The 18,435-nt window shown below is 71.3% G+C and carries 18 protein-coding genes; 10 read left to right on the forward strand and 8 right to left on the reverse strand.

The annotated features are described in order from the left end of the window. Window positions 1-183: 183 nt before the first annotated feature. Both scy and mce read right to left on the reverse strand, forming a co-directional pair. Window positions 184-4,056, reverse strand: a complete 3,873-nt coding sequence (scy, locus tag ABT009_RS16260; RefSeq protein WP_351294203.1) for a polarized growth protein Scy — start codon at window positions 4,054-4,056, stop codon at window positions 184-186. A gap of 316 nt (window positions 4,057-4,372) precedes the next feature. Beyond that, complete coding sequence (gene mce, locus ABT009_RS16265) at window positions 4,373-4,813, reverse strand: methylmalonyl-CoA epimerase (protein WP_351294206.1); 441 nt, start codon at window positions 4,811-4,813, stop codon at window positions 4,373-4,375. A gap of 144 nt (window positions 4,814-4,957) precedes the next feature. Between mce and ABT009_RS16270 the strand changes: the two genes are divergently transcribed. Continuing rightward, window positions 4,958-6,160, forward strand: a complete 1,203-nt coding sequence (locus ABT009_RS16270) for an acetyl-CoA C-acetyltransferase (RefSeq protein ID WP_351294209.1) — start codon at window positions 4,958-4,960, stop codon at window positions 6,158-6,160. Window positions 6,161-6,233: 73 nt separating this feature from the next. Next, window positions 6,234-7,190, forward strand: coding sequence for a methylmalonyl Co-A mutase-associated GTPase MeaB (gene meaB, locus ABT009_RS16275; protein ID WP_351294212.1), 957 nt, complete (start codon window positions 6,234-6,236; stop codon window positions 7,188-7,190). A 281-nt stretch (window positions 7,191-7,471) separates the two neighbouring features. On the opposite strand, the gene ABT009_RS16280 is transcribed toward meaB, so the two are convergent. Further along, window positions 7,472-8,080: a PepSY domain-containing protein gene (locus ABT009_RS16280; protein ID WP_351294215.1), complete on the reverse strand. Its 609-nt coding sequence runs from the start codon at window positions 8,078-8,080 to the stop codon at window positions 7,472-7,474. Window positions 8,081-8,210: 130 nt separating this feature from the next. Between ABT009_RS16280 and ABT009_RS16285 the strand changes: the two genes are divergently transcribed. After that, window positions 8,211-8,876 carry a response regulator transcription factor gene (locus ABT009_RS16285; RefSeq protein WP_351294218.1) on the forward strand — a complete coding sequence of 222 codons (666 nt, stop codon included), beginning with the start codon at window positions 8,211-8,213 and terminating at the stop codon, window positions 8,874-8,876. Next, the gene (locus tag ABT009_RS16290) at window positions 8,873-10,279 is read left to right on the forward strand and encodes a sensor histidine kinase (RefSeq protein ID WP_351294221.1); all 1,407 of its coding nucleotides are present in this window, start codon (window positions 8,873-8,875) and stop codon (window positions 10,277-10,279) included. The genes ABT009_RS16285 and ABT009_RS16290 overlap by 4 nt, the downstream gene beginning before the upstream one ends. Before the next feature lie 42 nt (window positions 10,280-10,321). On the opposite strand, the gene ABT009_RS16295 is transcribed toward ABT009_RS16290, so the two are convergent. The 4 genes from ABT009_RS16295 to ABT009_RS16310 all read right to left on the reverse strand — a co-directional run bounded on the left by ABT009_RS16295 (window position 10,322) and on the right by ABT009_RS16310 (window position 12,985). Beyond that, the gene (locus ABT009_RS16295) at window positions 10,322-10,798 is read right to left on the reverse strand and encodes a MarR family winged helix-turn-helix transcriptional regulator (RefSeq protein ID WP_351294224.1); all 477 of its coding nucleotides are present in this window, start codon (window positions 10,796-10,798) and stop codon (window positions 10,322-10,324) included. A 93-nt stretch (window positions 10,799-10,891) separates the two neighbouring features. Next, window positions 10,892-11,698, reverse strand: coding sequence for an AIM24 family protein (locus ABT009_RS16300; RefSeq protein ID WP_351294227.1), 807 nt, complete (start codon window positions 11,696-11,698; stop codon window positions 10,892-10,894). After that, window positions 11,695-12,345 carry an AIM24 family protein gene (locus ABT009_RS16305; protein ID WP_351294230.1) on the reverse strand — a complete coding sequence of 217 codons (651 nt, stop codon included), beginning with the start codon at window positions 12,343-12,345 and terminating at the stop codon, window positions 11,695-11,697. The genes ABT009_RS16300 and ABT009_RS16305 overlap by 4 nt, the downstream gene beginning before the upstream one ends. Before the next feature lies 1 nt (window position 12,346). Next, complete coding sequence (locus tag ABT009_RS16310) at window positions 12,347-12,985, reverse strand: AIM24 family protein (protein ID WP_351294233.1); 639 nt, start codon at window positions 12,983-12,985, stop codon at window positions 12,347-12,349. Window positions 12,986-13,173: 188 nt separating this feature from the next. Between ABT009_RS16310 and ABT009_RS16315 the strand changes: the two genes are divergently transcribed. The 6 genes from ABT009_RS16315 (at window position 13,174) to icmA (ending at window position 17,716) form a co-directional block, all read left to right on the forward strand. Further along, window positions 13,174-13,518, forward strand: coding sequence for a DUF3817 domain-containing protein (locus tag ABT009_RS16315; RefSeq protein ID WP_351294236.1), 345 nt, complete (start codon window positions 13,174-13,176; stop codon window positions 13,516-13,518). Then, complete coding sequence (locus tag ABT009_RS16320) at window positions 13,515-13,808, forward strand: MTH1187 family thiamine-binding protein (RefSeq protein WP_030672233.1); 294 nt, start codon at window positions 13,515-13,517, stop codon at window positions 13,806-13,808. The genes ABT009_RS16315 and ABT009_RS16320 overlap by 4 nt, the downstream gene beginning before the upstream one ends. 134 nt (window positions 13,809-13,942) lie before the next feature. Beyond that, complete coding sequence (locus ABT009_RS16325; protein WP_351294239.1) at window positions 13,943-14,449, forward strand: MarR family winged helix-turn-helix transcriptional regulator; 507 nt, start codon at window positions 13,943-13,945, stop codon at window positions 14,447-14,449. Between the two features lie 43 nt (window positions 14,450-14,492). Beyond that, window positions 14,493-14,831 (forward strand): DUF3817 domain-containing protein, encoded by a 339-nt coding sequence (locus ABT009_RS16330; protein ID WP_351294242.1) that lies wholly within the window; start codon window positions 14,493-14,495, stop codon window positions 14,829-14,831. Window positions 14,832-14,879: 48 nt separating this feature from the next. After that, window positions 14,880-15,935: an acyl-CoA dehydrogenase family protein gene (locus ABT009_RS16335; protein ID WP_351294245.1), complete on the forward strand. Its 1,056-nt coding sequence runs from the start codon at window positions 14,880-14,882 to the stop codon at window positions 15,933-15,935. A gap of 80 nt (window positions 15,936-16,015) precedes the next feature. After that, window positions 16,016-17,716, forward strand: a complete 1,701-nt coding sequence (icmA, locus tag ABT009_RS16340; RefSeq protein ID WP_351294248.1) for a coenzyme B12-dependent isobutyryl-CoA mutase large subunit — start codon at window positions 16,016-16,018, stop codon at window positions 17,714-17,716. 100 nt (window positions 17,717-17,816) lie between these two features. On the opposite strand, the gene ABT009_RS16345 is transcribed toward icmA, so the two are convergent. Continuing rightward, window positions 17,817-18,431, reverse strand: coding sequence for a TetR/AcrR family transcriptional regulator (locus ABT009_RS16345; protein WP_351294251.1), 615 nt, complete (start codon window positions 18,429-18,431; stop codon window positions 17,817-17,819). Between the last annotated feature and the right edge of the window lie 4 nt (window positions 18,432-18,435).

The following is an 18,435-nucleotide window of genomic DNA, read 5'->3' on the forward strand; positions in this document are numbered from 1 at the left end:
GGGGTTCCTGTCGAATGAGACCGGTGAGGTGATAGGGAGAATCCTAGGGGCCCAAACGGCGTGTCATCGAGCAGATGCCCGTTTGATCTGGAGAATGACACCCCTTTTGAGTGGCTAACGGCCGGAGCACTTGCGAGCAAGAGCACCGAAGCTCCCTACAAAGCATGGAAGGGGCCGTTCTGGCTAGTCCTCCGACGGCTTACCACCCGATCGTGGCGCCCCGACCGTTGCGCCAGCCTTGACGCCGGCGGCGCCCGGACCGCCGTTCGCCGCGGGCCTGGCGCCCGACGGCGCCTCGAAGGACTCCAACGCCTCGAGCACGTCCTGGACACGGGAGATCTCGGCGTTGATGTCCTCGCGGCGGCGGACCAGCACCTCCAGTTCGCGCTTGCCCTCCTCGACCATGCGCGTGGCCTCGGCCTCGGCTTCGCTCCTGATGCGCTCGGCCTCGCGCCCCAGCCCGGCCTTCTTCTGCTCGGCCTCCTTGAGCAGGGCCTCGGCCTTCTTGACCGCGGCGATGCGCACCTTGCTCGCCTCGGAGTTGGCCTCCGCCACCAGGTCCTTGGCCTTCGCTTCCGCCTCGGCCAGCTGGTCCTCGGCGGCCTTCACCAGGGCGTCGCACCGCTCGCCGGCGGACTTCATCGCCTCCGCGGACTCGCGCCGTGCGCGCTCGTGCAGCTCCTCGATCTCCGTGGTGATGCGGTCGCGCAGCTCCTCGGCGCGCTCCCGGATGGCGACCGCGTCCCGGCGCGCGCCCACGAGCAGCTCGTCGGCGTCCGTACGGGCCTGCTCCACCAGCGTGTTGCCCTCGATGGTGGCCTCGGTGACCAGCCGCTCGGCCTCGTTGCGGGCGGCGCCGACCATGGTGTCGGCCTGCGCCTCGGCGTCCGCGGTGGCCTTGTGGGCCTTCTCGGCGGCCTCGGCGGTCAGCTTCTCGGCCTCTGCCGTGGACTCCGTGATGAGCTTGTCGACCTGCGCGGCCGCCTCGGAGCGCCGCTTGTTGGCGTCCTGCCGCGCCTCGTCGAGGGTGCGCTCGGCCTCCTCGCGGGCCCCGGACGTGAGGCGCTCGGCCTCCGCCTCGGCCTCGGCCTTGAGGCGTTCCGCCTCGCTGCGCATCCGCTCGGCGTGCGCTTGCGCGGACCCGACGGTCTCGGCGGCCTCGGCGCGCAGCCGCTCGGCTTCGCCGGACGCGTCGGAGATGAGCTTCTCGGCCTTGGCGACGGACTCCGCGCGGACCCGCTCGGCCTCCGCGGCCGTCTCGGTGGCCAGCCGCTCCGCCTCGCTGACGGCCTCGCCGATCAGCGTGTCGGCCTGGGTCGCCGCGTCGGACCGGATGCGGTTGGCGTCCTCGCGGGCCTCGGCCCTCGCACGCGCCGCGTCCTGCTCTGCGGACGCGATGGAGTCGGACGCCTCCGTACGGACGCGCTGCGCGTGCTCGGCGGCCTCGGACCGCAGCCGCTCCGACTCGGCGATGGCCTCCGAGACGGTGTGCTCGGCCAGGGACTTCGCGGCCTCCGTCTCTTCCGCGACCTCGCGCCGCAGCCGGGCAGCGTCCTCGGCGGCCCGCTCCCGCTCGGCGTAGGCGTCGGAGCGGACCCGGTCCGCCTCCTCCTGCGCTTCCGAACGGGTGCGCTCCGCAGCGTGCTCGGCGGCGCTGCGCAGGCCCGAGACCTCCTCCTGGGCCTGCTCGTGCAGCCCGGCCACGGAGTCGCGCACCTGCTGGGCGGTCTGCTCGGCGTTCGCGACCATCTCGGTCGCGCGCCGGTCGGCCTCCTCGACCAGCCGGACCGCCTCGGCCTGCGCCTCCTCGATACGGGCGCGCGCGGAGGCCAGCAGCTCCTCGCTCTGCTCGCGGGCCCGCTCGCGCTCCTGGTCGGCCTCCTGGCGGGCCGAGCCGAGGGTCTCCTCGGCCTCGCGGCGGCGACGGGCGGCCTCCTCCTGGGCGGCGGCCAGCGCCTCGGCGGCCTCCGCGCCGACGCGCTCGGCGGCGGCAGCGGCCTCCGCGCGCACGCGGTCGGCCGTCTCCTGGGCCTCCGTCTTCAGCCGCTCGGCCTCGGCAGCGGCCTCGCTGCGCAGCCGTACCGCCACGGCCTCGCCCTCGGCGCGTGACTGCGAGGCGTCCGCGGCGGCCTCGTCACGCAGCCGCTCGGCCTCCGCCTCGGCCTGCGCCTGGAGCGTACGGATGCGCTCGGCGGACTCGGTGCGCAGCCGGTCCGTCTCCTCCGCGGCCTCGCGGCGGATGCGCTCGGCCTCCGCGCGTGCGTCGCTGAGCGCCTGTTCGGCCGCGGCGATCCGCTCCTCGGCCTCCGTGTGCAGCCGGGTCAGCTCGCCGGCGGCCTCGGCCCGCCGGGCCTCGACGGCGCGCTCGGCCTCCTCGCGCAGGGCCCCCGCGGCCCGCTCCGCCTCGGCCGTGGTGGCCTCGGCCTGCTCGGCGGCCTCCGCGCGGTGCCGATCGGCCTCGGCGCGGGTGCGCTCCAGGGTCTCCTCGGCCTGCCGGCGCAAGCCGGTGGCGCGCTCGATGGCCTCGGTACGCACCCGCTCGCTGTCGGCCGTCGCCGTGCTGCGCAGCTCGTCGGCGTCGGCCTTCGCCTTGGCCAGCAGCTCCTCGGCGCTCTTCGCGGCCTCCTCGATCTGCTGGATGGCCTCGCGCCGCGCCTCGCTGCGGATCCGCTCGCCCTCGGCGACCGCCTCGGCCCGCAGCTGCTCGGCCTCGCCGCGCAGCCGGCGCGCCTCCTCCTGCAGCTCGACCGTCTTGGCACGGTACTCCTTGGTGTCGTCCTTCGCGGCGCCCTTGAGCTCTTCGGCGATGTCGTGCGCCTCGGCGCGCAGCCGGTCCGCCTCGGTCTCCGCCTCGCGGCGGATCCGCTCGGCCTCCTCGGTCGCGGCCTTCGTGGTCGCCTTGGCGTCCTCGGACGCCTTGTTCAGTACGTCCTCGGCGGTGCGCGCGGCCTTGGACAGCTGCGACGCGGTCTCCTCGGCCGTGATCGAACGGGCCTTCTCGGCGGCCTTGGCGATCAACTCCTCGGCCTCGGCCTTGGCGTCCGCGACGACCTGCTCGGCCTCGGCCTTGGTGGTCTCGGCGTCCTTGGTGGCCTCGCTCACCAGGCGGGCGACCTGCTCCTTGGCGGTGCGGGTGCGCTGCTCGTTCGTCGACTCGGCGTTCGTGAGCGCCTTTGCCGCGGCGTCCTTCGCCTCCGCGAGGACCTTCTCCGCCTCGGCGCGGGCCTCGCGCAGCGCGGTCTCGGCCTCGGCCATGCGCTGCTCGGCGGCGCGGCTCAGCTCGGACGCCTGGCGGCGCGCCGACTCGGACTCGGTCGCGGAGGAGCTGCGCAGCTGCTCCGCGTGGTCGGTGGCCTCCTGGGCCTGGGTGGACGCCGCGTTGAGGAGCCGCTCGGCGTCGGTGCGGGCGCGGCGCAGGATCGCTTCCGCTTCGGCACGGGCGGTGTCCGCCTCATTACCCAGCCGCTGACGTGCCTCTTCGGTGAGCCGCTGGGCCTCGGCGCGGGCGGCGGCGAGCGCCTGCTCGGCCTCGGCGCGCGACTCGTCGAGCAGCCGGCGGGCCTGCTGCTCGGTACGGGCGCGCAGCTGCTCGGCCCAGGCCACGTTCTCGTTGACGTGCGACTCGACCGTGGCACGGCGCTCGGCGAGCTCCTGGTCGAGCTGCTGGCGGCGGGACACGGCCTCGGAGTGCAGCTCGGCCTGGAGGCGGGCCGCCTGCTCGGCGTGCTCCTGGAGGATGCGCTGGTTCTGGGCTCGGGCCTCGCGCAGCGCGGTCTCGGCCTCCGCACGCAGCTGGTCGGCCTGGACCTGGGCGTTACGCAGAAGCTGTTCGGCCTGGTAGCCGATGTCGGCGGCGTCGTAGGCAGGGCGGGACGCCAGGTTCCGGCGCGCCTCGTGGAGCTTGGCGCGCAACACCTCCACCTGGTAGCCGAGATCCTCGGCGTGCTGGACGGCCTTCTCACGCTCGGTCTTCAGCCGCTCCATCTCGGCCTCGAACCGAGAGAGATGATCGGCCTCAGGCCGTCGCCCGCTCTCCTGGCTTTCGTAGCCCCGCACTGCGCGGTCCCATCCGTCCCCTGGTCGCAAGTCTCTCCACACGAGCACCGTCCATCCGCCGAACGGGGCCCCCGGGGAATGGTGTCAGATCAACGGCGGAGCATGGGCTGCTGCCCCGACGCTCGTCCCCCGAAACCTGGACCCCGGCCTGCGACCCCCCGGCGAGCGGGGAGCCGCTCCAACCCTACCCGGCCAGCTCATCCGCTTGGCCGGGCCGAGCTGCTTTTTTACGGGCGGGGGTCCGGGGGTTGGCCCCGGGAACAGCAGCCCGGCCGGGGTCCGGGGGTCGGCCTCCGTCGGACAGGCAGTACGGACGTCAGTGCCCGGACGACTCAGCGGCCGCGGAGGTGACCAGCTCCGTGAGGACTCCGTGGCAGTCCTTCGGGTGCAGGAACGTGATGCGGGAGCCCATCGAGCCGCGGCGGGGCTCGTCGTAGAGGACGCGCACGCCCTTGTCCTTGATGTCGGCGGCGTCCGAGTCGACGTCCGCGGTGCCGAAGGCGATGTGGTGCACGCCCTCACCGTTCTTGGCCAGCCACTTGGCGACCGTCGAGTCCTCGCGGGTGGGCTCGAGCAGCTGGAGGTACGAGGCGCCGCCGTCGGAGGTCTCGTTGATCTTGAGCATGGCCTCCCGTACGCCCTGCTCCTCGTTGACCTCCGAGTGGAACACCTCGAAGCCGTACGTGGCACGGTAGAACTCAACAGTCTTGTCGAGGTCGAAACAGGCGATCCCGATGTGGTCGATTCGCGTCAGCATGGATTCAGTGCAGCGCTCCAGCGTTGGTTACGCAACGTGCGCGCGATCACACCGTCTGCCGGATGACGGGGTGGGTACCGGTCAGTACATTCAAGTAAACCCTCGTTCACTCCTCGGCATTGCGGCCGGAAGGGGATCTGTCTCATGTCTGGAACGACCGGTACCACCTCAGTGATCGTTGCGGGCGCGCGGACGCCCATGGGGCGGCTCCTCGGCTCGCTGAAGTCCTTCTCGGGTGCGGACCTCGGCGGCTTCGCAATCAAGGCCGCGCTGGACCGCGCCGGCATCGGCGGCGACCAGGTGCAGTACGTGATCATGGGCCAGGTGCTGCAGGCCGGGGCGGGGCAGATCCCGGCGCGCCAGGCCGCGGTCAAGGCCGGCATCCCCATGAACGTCCCGGCGCTCACGATCAACAAGGTCTGTCTCTCCGGGCTCGACGCCATCGCGCTCGCCGACCAGCTCATTCGTGCGGGTGAGTTCGACGTGATCGTCGCGGGTGGTCAGGAGTCCATGACCAACGCCCCGCATCTGCTGCCGAAGTCCCGCGAGGGCTTCAAGTACGGCGCGATCGAGATGCTCGACGCGATGGCGTACGACGGCCTGACCGACGCCTTCGAGGGCATCGCGATGGGCGAGTCCACGGAGAAGCACAACACCCGGCTGGGCATCGCCCGCCCGGAGCAGGACGAGTTCTCGGCTCTGTCGCACCAGCGTGCGGCCGCCGCGCAGAAGAACGGCGTCTTCGAGGCCGAGATCACGCCCGTGGAGATCCCGCAGCGCAGGGGCGAGCCCGTCGTCTTCAGCAAGGACGAGGGCATCCGCGGCGAGACGACCGTCGAGTCGCTGGCCAAGCTGCGCCCGGCGTTCACCAAGGACGGCACGATCACGGCCGGTTCGGCCTCGCAGATCTCCGACGGTGCGGCCGCGGTCGTGGTGATGAGCAAGGCCAGGGCCGAGGAGCTGGGCCTGGAGTGGCTCGCCGAGATCGGCGCCCACGGCAACGTGGCGGGTCCTGACAACTCGCTGCAGTCGCAGCCCTCCAACGCCATTCAGCACGCGCTGAAGAAGGAGGGGCTCGAGGTCGAGGACCTCGACCTGATCGAGATCAACGAGGCCTTCGCCGCCGTCGCGGTGCAGTCAATGAAGGACCTCGGGGTGTCTACCGAAAAGGTGAACGTCAACGGCGGCGCGATCGCCCTGGGTCACCCGATCGGGATGTCCGGCGCCCGTCTCGTGCTCCACCTCGCGCTCGAACTGAAGCGGCGCGGTGGCGGCGTGGGTGCGGCCGCGCTGTGCGGTGGCGGCGGGCAGGGGGACGCACTGATCGTGCGGGTGTCCAAGGGCTGACCCCCTTTCTTTCACCGGGGCTGGTCCCCCTGTACGAACACGTCTCGTCGGTACGACCCGGAACGGAGCTGTGATGCAGGACGTCGCCTCGCTGGTGGCCCAGGCCAGGGAAGGGCGGCCGCGGGCCGTGGCCCGGCTGATCTCCCTGGTGGAGGGGGCGTCCCCGCAGCTGCGGGAGGTCATGGAGGCGCTGGCGCCGCTGACGGGGCATGCGTACGTCGTGGGGCTCACCGGGTCGCCGGGTGTCGGTAAGTCGACGTCCACGTCCGCGCTCGTGACCGCGTACCGCAAGGCCGGGAAGCGGGTCGGCGTGCTGGCCGTCGACCCGTCGTCCCCGTTCTCCGGCGGTGCGCTGCTCGGGGACCGGGTGCGGATGTCCGAGCACGCATCGGATCCCGGCGTCTACATCAGGTCCATGGCCACGCGCGGCCATCTGGGCGGGCTCGCGTGGGCCGCACCGCAGGCGATCCGGGTGCTCGACGCCGCCGGGTGCGACGTCGTCCTCGTGGAGACGGTGGGGGTCGGCCAGTCCGAGGTCGAGATCGCCTCGCAGGCCGACACGTCGGTGGTGCTGCTCGCGCCCGGGATGGGCGACGGGATCCAGGCCGCGAAGGCCGGAATCCTCGAGATCGGCGACGTGTACGTGGTCAACAAGGCCGACCGGGACGGGGCCGACGCGACCGCCCGCGAGCTGAACCACATGCTGGGGCTCGGGGAGTCGCGCGCGCCGGGGGACTGGCGGCCGCCGATCGTGAAGACGGTGGCGGCGCGCGCGGAGGGCGTCGACGAGGTCGTCGAGGCGCTGGAGAAGCACCGGGCCTGGATGGAGGAGCGGGGCGTCCTCGCCGAACGGCGGCTGGCCCGGGCGGCGGGGGAGGTCGAGACGATCGCGGTCACGACGCTGCGGGAACGGATCGGCGACCTGCACGGCGACCGGCGCCTGAGCGCCCTGGCGGAGCGGATCGTGGCGGGAGAGCTCGACCCGTACGCGGCCGCGGACGAACTTGTGGCGGGGCTTACGGAGTCCTGACGGCTTCTGGCGGGTTCCTGGCGCCACGCCGGCCCTTCGCCCGGTGGGTGGTTCGCCCGTTGCGGCGGGCAGGGTGGCGCCCCAGGCCATCACCGTTGTGGGCAATCGTTCCTCCCCCAGTGCCTTAAGGGCCTGGGAGGTACCCCCAGGCGATGGCGGTCCCCCTGCTCGAGCGAAGCCGAGAGCAGGGGGAGGGTGGACACAACCCACGACGGCGGGTGCCCTCGCGTACGGCCTCAGCGCAGCTCCCCGTGGGCGCAGGCCAAGGCCGGGGCGACGGCTCAGTCGTCGTCGCGGTCGTCGTCCGGACGGTCAGCCGTCACCGCGCCGGACCGCAGGTCCACGTTCCAGTCCCGCTCGCCGTCGGAGGCGGTCGTCTCCACCTCCCAGCCGCGAGCCGTACCGTCGTCGTCCACGTCGACGGACGTCACGACCCCCCGCCCGGCAAGGGCCTCCGCGGCCTCCGCCGCCGACACGGACGCCCCGTTCAACGCCGCCCGAATACGCGCGGCGTCATCGTCGTCCTCGTGCTCGACATGCGAGCCGAGGACCTTGGCCGTACCCGGGTCGACCTGGACGCTGCGCCATTCGCCGCCCTTGGTGAGGACGTCGACGTCCCAGACCAGGCTCCGGTGCTCGTCCTCGAGGTCGGCCGAGACCGCCGTCCCCGGCGTGTGCGCGAGCGCCGCGGCGATGGCCTCGGCGGCCGTCACCCGCGCGGCCTTCGCCTGGGTGGCGTCCTCCGCGGCGTCGTCCCGCCCGTCGTCCTTGATCTGCACGCTCGACTCGCGAGCCGGCGCCTCGTCGTCGCCCGTGATCGCGAAGGCCGTCACGGTCCCGCCGGTGATGAGGGCCGCGGCGGCGCAGGCGATGACGATGGTGCGCTTCATGATGGTTCCTCCCGTAGTCGTACGGCTTCGCAACGTTCGTTGCGACGAGGACCAATCTGGCGGAGCGATGCTGAAGCCACCCTGAAGGAACCTGAAGAAGCCTTCAGGTTCCCTTTGCGAGGCTGTGCGCATGAGGCTGCTGATTGTCGAGGACGAGCGGCGGCTGGCCCTGTCGCTCGCCAAGGGCCTGACCGCCGAGGGATACGCCGTGGACGTCGTCCACGACGGGCTCGAGGGACTGCACCGGGCCGGCGAGGGCGCGTACGACCTCGTCGTGCTCGACATCATGCTGCCCGGTATGAACGGCTACCGGGTGTGCGCGGCCCTGCGCGCCGCCGGGCACGACGTACCGATCCTGATGCTCACCGCGAAGGACGGCGAGTACGACGAGGCCGAGGGGCTCGACACGGGCGCCGACGACTACCTCACCAAGCCGTTCTCGTACGTCGTGCTGGTCGCCCGTATCAAGGCGCTGCTGCGCAGGCGCGGCCGGGCGGGCGGCTCGCCCGTGCACCGGGTGGGGGAGCTCCGGGTCGACACCGCGGCCCGCCGGGTGCTCCGTGGTGAGGACGAAGTCCCGCTCACGGCAAAGGAGTTCGCCGTGCTGGAGCATCTGGTGGTGCGCGCCGGCGAGGTCGTGTCCAAGGCGGAGATCCTCGAGCACGTCTGGGACTTCGCGTACGAGGGCGATCCGAACATCGTCGAGGTGTACGTGAGCGCGCTGCGGCGCAAGCTGGGCGCCCGGCTCATCAGAACCGTGCGCGGCGCCGGATACCGGCTGGAGGCCGCGCAGTGAGGCGGCTCCTGGGGTCCGTACGGTCGAGAGCCACGCTCGGTGCGACGCTCGTCGTCGCCGTCGCACTGGTCGCCGCGGGCGCCGCCGTCGTCCTCGCGCTGCGCGCGAATCTGACGGGTCAGGCGGGCGGCCAGGCCGAGTCGGCCGCGCGCAGGGTGGCCGCCGATCTGGCGGGTCACACGCCGTTCGACCGGCTGGACCTGGAGGGCGACGACCCGGTGCAGGTCTTCGACGAGCGCGGGCGGCTGCGCGCCGTCAGCGAGGACCTGGAGCGCATCAGCGGTACGGGCCACGGCGCCGTGCGGCCCGAGGCGGTGCCGGCGTCGGACGATGACGAGGAGGAGCGCGACGAGGACTCCCTCGAAGCGGGCGAGATCTCCGAGGAGGCCGCCTTCACCGAGGGCTCGGCGACGGTCGACGGCGAGACCGAGGACTACCGGTTCGCCGCGGTCCAGGTGGAGGTGGACGGACAAGGCACCCTCACGGTCTACGCGGGCGCGCCCCTCTCCGCCGAGCAGAGCGCCGTCCGCACCGCGTTGACCGCCATGTTCGTCGGCTTCCCGCTGCTGCTCGCCGTCGTCGCCGCCGTGACGTGGCTGGTGACCAGGCGCGCCCTGCGGCCCGTGGAGGACATACGCCGCGAGATGGCCGCCATCACGGCGTCCGAGGACCTCGCGAGGCGCGTGCCGCAGCCGGATACGCACGACGAGATCGCCCGCCTGGCGCGGACCACCAATGAGACGCTCGCCGCGCTCGAGGCCTCCGTGGAGCGCCAGCGCCGGTTCGTGGCGGACGCCTCGCACGAGCTGCGCAGCCCCATCGCCAGCCTTCGGACCCAGCTCGAAGTGGGCGCCGCCCACCCCGGGCTGCTGGACGTCGACGGAGCGGTCGCGGACACCGTACGCCTGCAGCAGCTCGCCGCCGACCTGCTGCTGCTCGCGCGCCTTGACGCGGGGGAGCGGCCCGGCGGAACCCGGCTGGACCTGGCGGCGCTGGTACGCGAGGAGCTCTCCCAGCGGACGGCCGACCGCGTCCCTGTGGCGACGGACCTGGAGCAGGTGGAGGTGGCCGGGTCGCGCGGGCAGTTGGCCCGCGTACTGGGGAACCTGCTGGACAACGCGCAACGGCACGCCCGCTCGCGTGTCACCGTCTCCGTGCGGGCCCGGGGGTCCCATGCCGTGCTCGAGGTCGCCGACGACGGAGACGGCGTGCCGGAGGGGGAACGGGACCGGATCTTCGAACGGTTCGTACGCCTCGACGACGCCCGAGCCCGGGACGACGGAGGGGCGGGACTGGGCCTGGCGATCGCGAGGGATGTGGCGCTACGCCACGGCGGAACCCTGACGGTCCGAAGCGCCCCTGGTGGGGGCGCGCACTTCGAACTCCGGCTTCCCGCCGACTAGTTGGGAGGCGCCTACCGCGTTGTGCCCACGACGCACGGCACCCTACGGCTTCCCCCGCTGCGCCCGCAGATGCTCCGCCACCGGCCTGAGCGATTTATGGAGCTCCTCGAGCGCCTCGGGCGAGAGCAGCTCGATGAAGTGCCGCCGCACCGACGACACATGGTGCGGCGCAACCCGCCGCATGGTCTCCATCCCCTGCTCGGTCAGCACGGCATACAGCCCGCGGCGGTCCGACTCGCAGTTCTCGCGGCGCACGAGCTGGGCGTTCTCCATGCGCGTGATCTGGTGCGAGAGGCGGCTCTTGGACTGGAGGGTCGCGGCGGCCAGGTCGCTCATCCGCATGCGGTGGCCCTCGGCCTCCGACAGATTGACGAGAATCTCGTAGTCGTTCATCGTCAGGCCGAACGGCTGCAGGTCCCGCTCCAGCTGGTACATCAACAGCCTGTTGACTTCCAGGTGAGTGCGCCAGGCGCACTGCTCCGCATCCGTCAGCCAGCGCGTGGCCGTCTCGGTCTCCATGAGTCGATTCTACCTAAAGAAGTTGAAAGGTAAACGAGTGTGGGGGGTGTGACAGCGCGCACGCGTTCGATGTCACACTCCGCAGACTACCGCTCACAGGCCGAAGCGCCGCTGGAGATCCCCCAGCTGTCCGGGAAGGCGCGGTGCGCCTGCCTGCTGACCGTGCTGTCCCTGGTGACCGGATACCCCATGACCGCCGGGCACACCCGCCTCGTGCGGGACGGCGCCCGTCGCCTGCTCGGCCATGAGGGCCTCCGTCGACTGCAGCAGGACCGTACCCGCCCCGACGAACTCGAACTGGTGCTCCTCGCCGGACGCCCCGCCGACCCCTGTCATCGCACGTAGACCGCCCATGAGGCCTGTCATGTACCCGTGGTCGTAGTGGTGGCACGGCGACGGGCAGTCCGCCCAGCCGACGAGTGCCTGCGGGTCGACCCGGATGGGGGGCTCCATGAACACCACGGGGCCGTTCGATGCGGCCACGAACTTGCCCGTTCCGATCAGTGTCAGAAAGCCGGGAACGATCGACTGCTTCAGCGAGAGACTTGGCTGAAAAGCGAGGAGGTTGCCTGAGCGAATGGTCAGGTTGCCCTCGTCCAGGTCGTACGAGTTGACGTCGAAGGCCCGGTCCGCGAGCAGCATCTTGCCCTGGCCCTCGGCGACGACCCACTCGCCCGCGTGCAGCGGCGAGTGGAAGGCCGTACGGACGAGACGGTCCAGGCGGCCGTGCCCGACGCCGTTGAACTCGATCGACCCGTAGTAGGCGATCATCTTGCCCTTCTGCAGGAACCACTGGGTGCCCTTGAGCTCCACGCAGAAGGTGTACGCGTTGACGTTGTCGTCGGCCGGCAGCGTCATCGGGTCGTGGATCACCGGGCCCGGGGCCCCGTAAGCGCTCACAGCTTCTCCTCCGAGGCCTGTACGTACACCGCGCCGCTGCCGGAGAGCTCCAGCTGGAACGCCTCCCCGGAGCCGCGCCCCACCATGTCGCGCCAGCCGAGCGCCGTGGACAGCTTGTTGCGTACGTCGCCGTGGTGGGCCACGTATGCCTGCGGGTCCACGTGGACCGGGCGCTGCGGTGTGATCGGCACCTCGATGACCCCGCCGTGCGCCATGACGGCGACCGAGCCGTGGCCCTTGAGTGTCGTGGTGAACAGGCCCTGGCCCGTCACCTGGCCGCGGACCATGCCCATGACCCCGCCCTGGGAGCCCATGAACATCGTGCCCTGCTGCAGCGTTCCGTCGAAGGCGAGCAGCCGGTCCGCCTCCACGTACAGGGTGTCGCCGGTCAGACTGATCACCTGGATGTGGTGGCCGCCGTGGCCGAACAGCACGGTCCCGCTGCCCTCGACCGTCATCAGCGGAGTGGCCTCGTTCGCGACACGCCTGCCGATCATCGACATCAGGCCGCCCTGTCCTCCCTGGATGTTCGGAGTGAAGGAGACGTCGCCCTTGTAGGCGAGCATGGCGCCGCGCTGGCTGAACATCCGCTGGCCGGGCGCGATCGTCGCCTCGACCATCTTGGAGTTGATCTCACGGAAGGGCATCTCAGACGTCCCCTCCGATCGTGTTGCGCTCACTGGGCTGTACGTAGACCAGCCCATCGCCCTCGAAGCGGATCTGGAAGGCCTCGCCGCCGCCCTCGCCCATGAAGGTGCGGAAGGTCACGCCCGACTGGAAGCTCTGGCGTACGTTCCCCTGGTGCGCGATGTACGCGCCGGGGTCGACGGAGAGCGGGTACTGCGGGCTCACGCGCAGCACCACCGCCGGGCCGTCGGACATGAGCGCGGCCTGGCCGTGGCCCTCGACCGTGGTCGTGAACAGGCCGTTGCCCTGGGACGCGCCGCGCAGCCCGGTGAACGAGGTGCCGGTGCGCAGGCCCGCGTCGGTGCACAGGAGATTGCTGGACTCGACGTAGAGCTTGTCGCCCTGCAGGCTGACGAGGTTGATCTCGGAGGCGCGGTCGGCGAACCAGCAGGTGCCGTGGCCCTTCACCTCCATCACGGTCATCTGCTCACCGGTCAGGCGACGGGTCACCATGCCGCGAATGCCCTCGCCGCCGCCGCTCATCTTCTTGAACGCCATCTGGCCGTCGTAGGCGACCATCGAGCCGTTCTTCGCCTTGACGGCGTCGCCGGACATGTCGACGGCGAGCACCTTGCTGCCCTGGAGTCGGAACGTTGCCACGGAAGGGACCGTAGCGGCACAAAGCCGGGCGCCGACAGGCCCCACGGGATGATCGGACCCTGATGAGACCCCTAGTACCTGCCGGATGCCACAATGGGCCCGCTTGTGCTTCTGTTCACAAGATCAACGTCAAGGCATCGTGCCCGGGCGATCACGCCCCCCGTCGTATCCCACCGAAGGTGACCTCCGTGGACATCAAGACCGCATCCGCACTCCGCCGCCTCCGACTGGTCTCCGCCCCGGAGGCCGTCTCATTTCTGCTGCTGCTCGTCTGCTCGGTGCTGAAGCGGACCACGGACTTCAACGCCGTCCCGGTGATGGGCATGATCCACGGCGTGCTGTTCATCCTGTACGTGATCTTCTGGCTGGACGCCTGGAACCGCACCAAGTGGGGCATCGGGACGGCTGCCCTCTACTTCGTCCTCTCGATCCTGCCGACCGGCGGCTTCTTCGCCGAGCGCAAGCTGAAGCGGGCGGCCGAGGACGCCGTCATCGCCACCCGCGCCCGCAAGGAAGGGATCCTCAACACATGATCGTCGCCTTCTCCGTGACCCCGCTCGGGGTCGGCGAGGACGTGGGGGAGTACGTCGCCGACGCCGTGCGCGTCGTCCGCGAGTCCGGGCTCCCGAACCGCACCGACGCCATGTTCACCTCCATCGAGGGCGAGTGGGACGAGGTCATGGACGTCGTCAAACGCGCCGTCGCCGCGGTCGAGGCGCGCGCACCGCGCGTCTCGCTCGTACTGAAGGCCGACATCCGTCCCGGCGTGACGGACGGCCTCACCTCGAAGGTCGAGACGGTGGAGCGGCACCTTTCTGCGTGACACCGACCCGGCTCCTCGAAAGCCCCGGCCCGCGCGGGCCGGGGCTTTGTGCGGTGCGGCCCCGCCACGGGGCGTCCGGACCGAAGCGCGAGACAGGGCTGACCGGGTTATGACCGGCCGGTAAGGTCAAGTACGTGCCGAAGCCGCTCAGCCTTGCCTTCGATCCCATCGCCCGCGCCGACGAACACTGGCAGCAGCGCTGGGGCAATGTCCCGTCCATGGCCGCGATCACCTCGATCATGCGCGCTCACCAGATCCTGCTGGCCGAGGTCGACGCGGTCGTCAAGCCGTACGGCCTGACCTTCGCGCGCTACGAGGCGCTTGTACTGCTCACGTTCTCGAAGTCCGGCGAGCTGCCGATGTCGAAGATCGGTGAGCGCCTGATGGTCCACCCGACCTCGGTCACCAACACCGTGGACCGCCTCGTGAGGTCCGGCCTCGTCGACAAGCGGCCCAACCCGAACGACGGCCGCGGCACGCTCGCCTCCATCACGGACAAGGGCCGCGAGGTCGTCGAGAAGGCCACGCGGGACCTGATGGCGATGGACTTCGGACTCGGCACGTACGACGCGGAGGAGTGCGGCGAGATCTTCGCCATGCTGCGGCCGCTGCGGGTCGCGGCACACGACTTCGAGGAGTAGGGCGCCGCAAGATCGCCCCATGCGCCCCGTTACGCTCGTGTCCATGAATCGAAGCGTGCTGACCCGCTACCGCGTCATGGCCTACGTCACCGGCGTCCTGCTGGTCCTGCTCACCCTCGGCTGCATCGGCAAGTACGGCCTCGGGATGGATGGTGCCGCGGACTTCACCAAGGTCGTGGGCATCGCGCACGGCTGGCTGTACGTGGTCTATCTCGTCTTCGCCTTCGACCTCGGGTCCAAGGCCAAGTGGCCGGTCGGCAAGCAGCTGTGGGTGCTCCTCGCGGGCACCATCCCGACCGCCGCCTTCTTCGTGGAGCGCAAGATCTCCCGTGAGCTCGAGGCCAAGGTCGCCGAGGACGGCGCGGCGGTCGCCAAGGCCTGACCGGCCGGACAACGCCGTATAACCGGACAACGCCGTATAACGGGTCGCATGGCCGCATCCGACGATCACCCGCTGATCGGCGCCGCACACCGGCTCGCCGCCGATGTGCTCGCCCCGGCCGCCGAGGCGGCCGACCGCGAGGGCGTGACGCCCGAGACGATCGCCGCGGTGAAGGCGTCCGGCGTGCTTGGTGTCGGCGCCCCCGAGCAGTACGGCGGTGCGGACGCCCCGGCCGCCGTCGCCCGGGAGATCGCGGAGATCCTGGCGGGGGCCTGCTGCTCGACGTTCTTCGTGCAGGCCCAGCACCACACGCCCGTGCAGCTTCTGCGGACCGGCGAGGAGGCCGCGCGCGAGCGCTGGCTGCGCCCGCTCGCCGAGGGGGCACTGCTCGCCGGGATCGCCTTCTCGCATCTGCGGGCGTTTCCCGACCGGCCGGTGCGGGTCACCCGGGAGCGCGCGGGCTGGCGCTTCGACGGGCGGGTGCCCTGGTACACGGGCTGGGGGCTCAACGACCTGTTCCTGCTGGGCGGGGCCACCGAGCACGGCGAGGTGGTCTTCGCCGCTGCCGAGCCCCGCGAGCAGCCCGGCCTGACGCCCACCGCACCCCTCCAGCTGGCGGCCCTGACCGGTACGCGCACGGTGGGCCTGGTCCTGGACGGCCTCGTACTGCCCGACGAGGCGGTCGTGCAGCGCCTCCCGCACGAGGAGTGGGCCACTGCCGACCGCCCGAAGAACACCAACACCAACCCGGCGGTCTTCGGCGTCGCACGCGCCGCGCTGGATCTGCTGGACGCACACGGCGACCCCGAGGCGAAGGAGACGGCCGGTGTCCTGCGCGACCGCCTGGAGATCACGCACCGGGACGCCTACGCGCTCGTGGACGAGGTCCCGGCCGGCGAGCGCATCCCCGACCGGCTGCGGCTCAAGACCCGCGCGTACGACCTGATGCGTGCCGCCACCACCGCGGCGATCGTCGCGGGTGGTGGCCGTGCCTTCGCGCTGAGCAGTCCGGCCCAGCGGCTGGCGCGCGAGGGCCTCTTCCTGGTGGTGCAGGGCCAGACGGCTGACGTACGCGCCGCACATCTTGTGGCATTGCGGTCCTGACCTGCAGCGATGGGTTCGGTGCCGGACTGGTGGGAGCCGGTCCGTCGACATTTACTTGGACGTCCTAGTAACTTCGAAGTATGGACGCTGACGCCATCGAGGACGGCCGCCGCCGCTGGCAGGCCCGCTACGACGCTGCGCGTAAGCGCGAAGCCGACTTCTCGACGCTCTCCGGGGATCCCGTCGAGCCGGTCTACGGGCCTCGGCCCGGGGATACGTACGAAGGGTTCGAGCGGATCGGCTGGCCCGGCGAATACCCGTTCACGCGCGGCCTGTATGCGACCGGCTACCGCGGCCGCACCTGGACCATCCGCCAGTTCGCAGGCTTCGGCAACGCCGAGCAGACCAACGAGCGCTACAAGATGATCCTGTCGAACGGCGGCGGCGGACTCTCGGTCGCCTTCGACATGCCGACCCTCATGGGCCGCGACTCGGACGACTCGCGGTCCCTCGGCGAGGTCGGCCACTGCGGCGTGGCGATCGACTCGGCGGCGGACATGGAGGTCCTGTTCACGGGCATCCCGCTGGGCGACGTGACGACGTCGATGACGATCAGCGGGCCGGCGGTGCCCGTCTTCTGCATGTACCTCGTTGCCGCGGAACGCCAGGGCGTCGACATCTCCGTCCTCAACGGCACGCTCCAGACGGACATCTTCAAGGAGTACATCGCGCAGAAGGAGTGGCTCTTCCAGCCCGAGCCCCATCTGCGTCTGATCGGCGACCTGATGGAGTACTGCGCGCGGAACATCCCCGCGTACAAGCCGCTCTCCGTCTCCGGCTACCACATCCGGGAGGCGGGCGCGACGGCCGCGCAGGAGCTGGCGTACACGCTCGCGGACGGCTTCGGGTATGTCGAGCTGGGGCTCAGCCGGGGTCTGGACGTGGACACCTTCGCGCCGGGGCTGTCGTTCTTCTTCGACGCGCACGTCGACTTCTTCGAGGAGATCGCCAAGTTCCGCGCGGCACGCCGCATCTGGGCGCGCTGGATGAAGGAGGTGTACGGCGCGAGAACGGAGAAGGCGCAGTGGCTGCGGTTCCACACGCAGACCGCGGGCGTCTCGCTGACCGCCCAGCAGCCGTACAACAACGTCGTACGCACGGCCGTCGAGGCGCTCGCGGCGGTCCTCGGCGGCACCAACTCGCTGCACACCAACGCCCTCGACGAGACCCTCGCCCTGCCGAGCGAGCAGGCGGCGGAGATCGCGCTGCGCACGCAGCAGGTGCTGATGGAGGAGACCGGGGTCGCCAACGTGGCCGATCCGCTGGGCGGTTCGTGGTACGTCGAGCAGCTCACCGACCGTATCGAGGCGGATGCCGAGCGGATCTTCGAGCAGATCAAGGAGCGGGGGCGGCTGGCGCACCCCGACGGGCAGCACCCCATCGGTCCTGTCACCTCCGGGATCCTGCGCGGCATCGAGGACGGCTGGTTCACCGGGGAGATCGCGGAGTCGGCGTTCCGGTACCAGCAGGCGCTGGAGAAGGGGGACAAGAAGGTCGTCGGCGTCAACGTCCACCAGGGGTCTGTGACCGGGGATCTGGAGATTCTGCGGGTCAGTCATGAGGTGGAGCGGGAGCAGGTTCGCGTCCTTGCGGAGCGCAAGGGGGAGCGCGATGGCGCCCGCGTGCGTGCGGCCATCGAGGCGATGCTCGCGGCCGCGCGGGATGGGGCGAACATGATCGAGCCCATGTTGGGGGCGGTGCGCGCCGAAGCCACGCTCGGGGAGATCTGCGACGCCCTCCGGGACGAGTGGGGGGTGTACACGGAGCCGCCCGGGTTTTAGCGATTCCCGCCGTCGTGGGCTGTGCCCACCCTCCCCCAGCTACCGCTGGGAGGTGCCCCCGGCCCTGCGGAACGCCTGCCCACAACGGTGTGCGGCGTGCTCAGTCGGCTGCCAAACCCCCGACCAGCAGGCGCGTGAACCTGGCCGCCCACTCCTCGTCCACCGGCTGTGCGCTCACCAGGGCGCGGTGGACCACCGCCCCCGCGACCACGTCGAAGATGAGGTCTGCCGTGCGGGCGGCTGTGGGGTCCTTCTCCAAGGGGAGTTCGCCTCGTGCCTGGGCGCGGCTGCGGCCCTCCAGTACGAGCCGCTTCTGGCGCTCCACGATGGACGTGCGGATGCGTTCGCGCAGCGGCTCGTCGCGAGTTGACTCCGCCACTACCGCCATGAGCGCGGTCTTCGCCTCAGGGCGGTCCAGGATCGCCGCGAACTGGAGCACCACGCCCTCGATGTCGGCAGCCAGGCTGCCGCGGTCCGGGAGTTCGAGCTCGTCGAAGAGGACCGCCACCGCGTCCACGACGAGCTCGTTCTTGCCGGCCCAGCGCCGGTACAGCGTCGTCTTCGCGACGCCCGCCCGGCTCGCCACATCGCCCAACGTGAGCTTGGACCAGCCGAGTTCGACCAGCGCGGCCCGCGTCGCCTCCAGGATCGCGGCATCCGCCGCGGCGCTGCGCGGGCGGCCCGTACGGGGTGCGGAGGGCATACGGCTCGGCATGCGG

This window comes from Streptomyces sp. NPDC002896, from assembly GCF_040295225.1.
Lineage (GTDB): Bacteria > Actinomycetota > Actinomycetes > Streptomycetales > Streptomycetaceae > Streptomyces.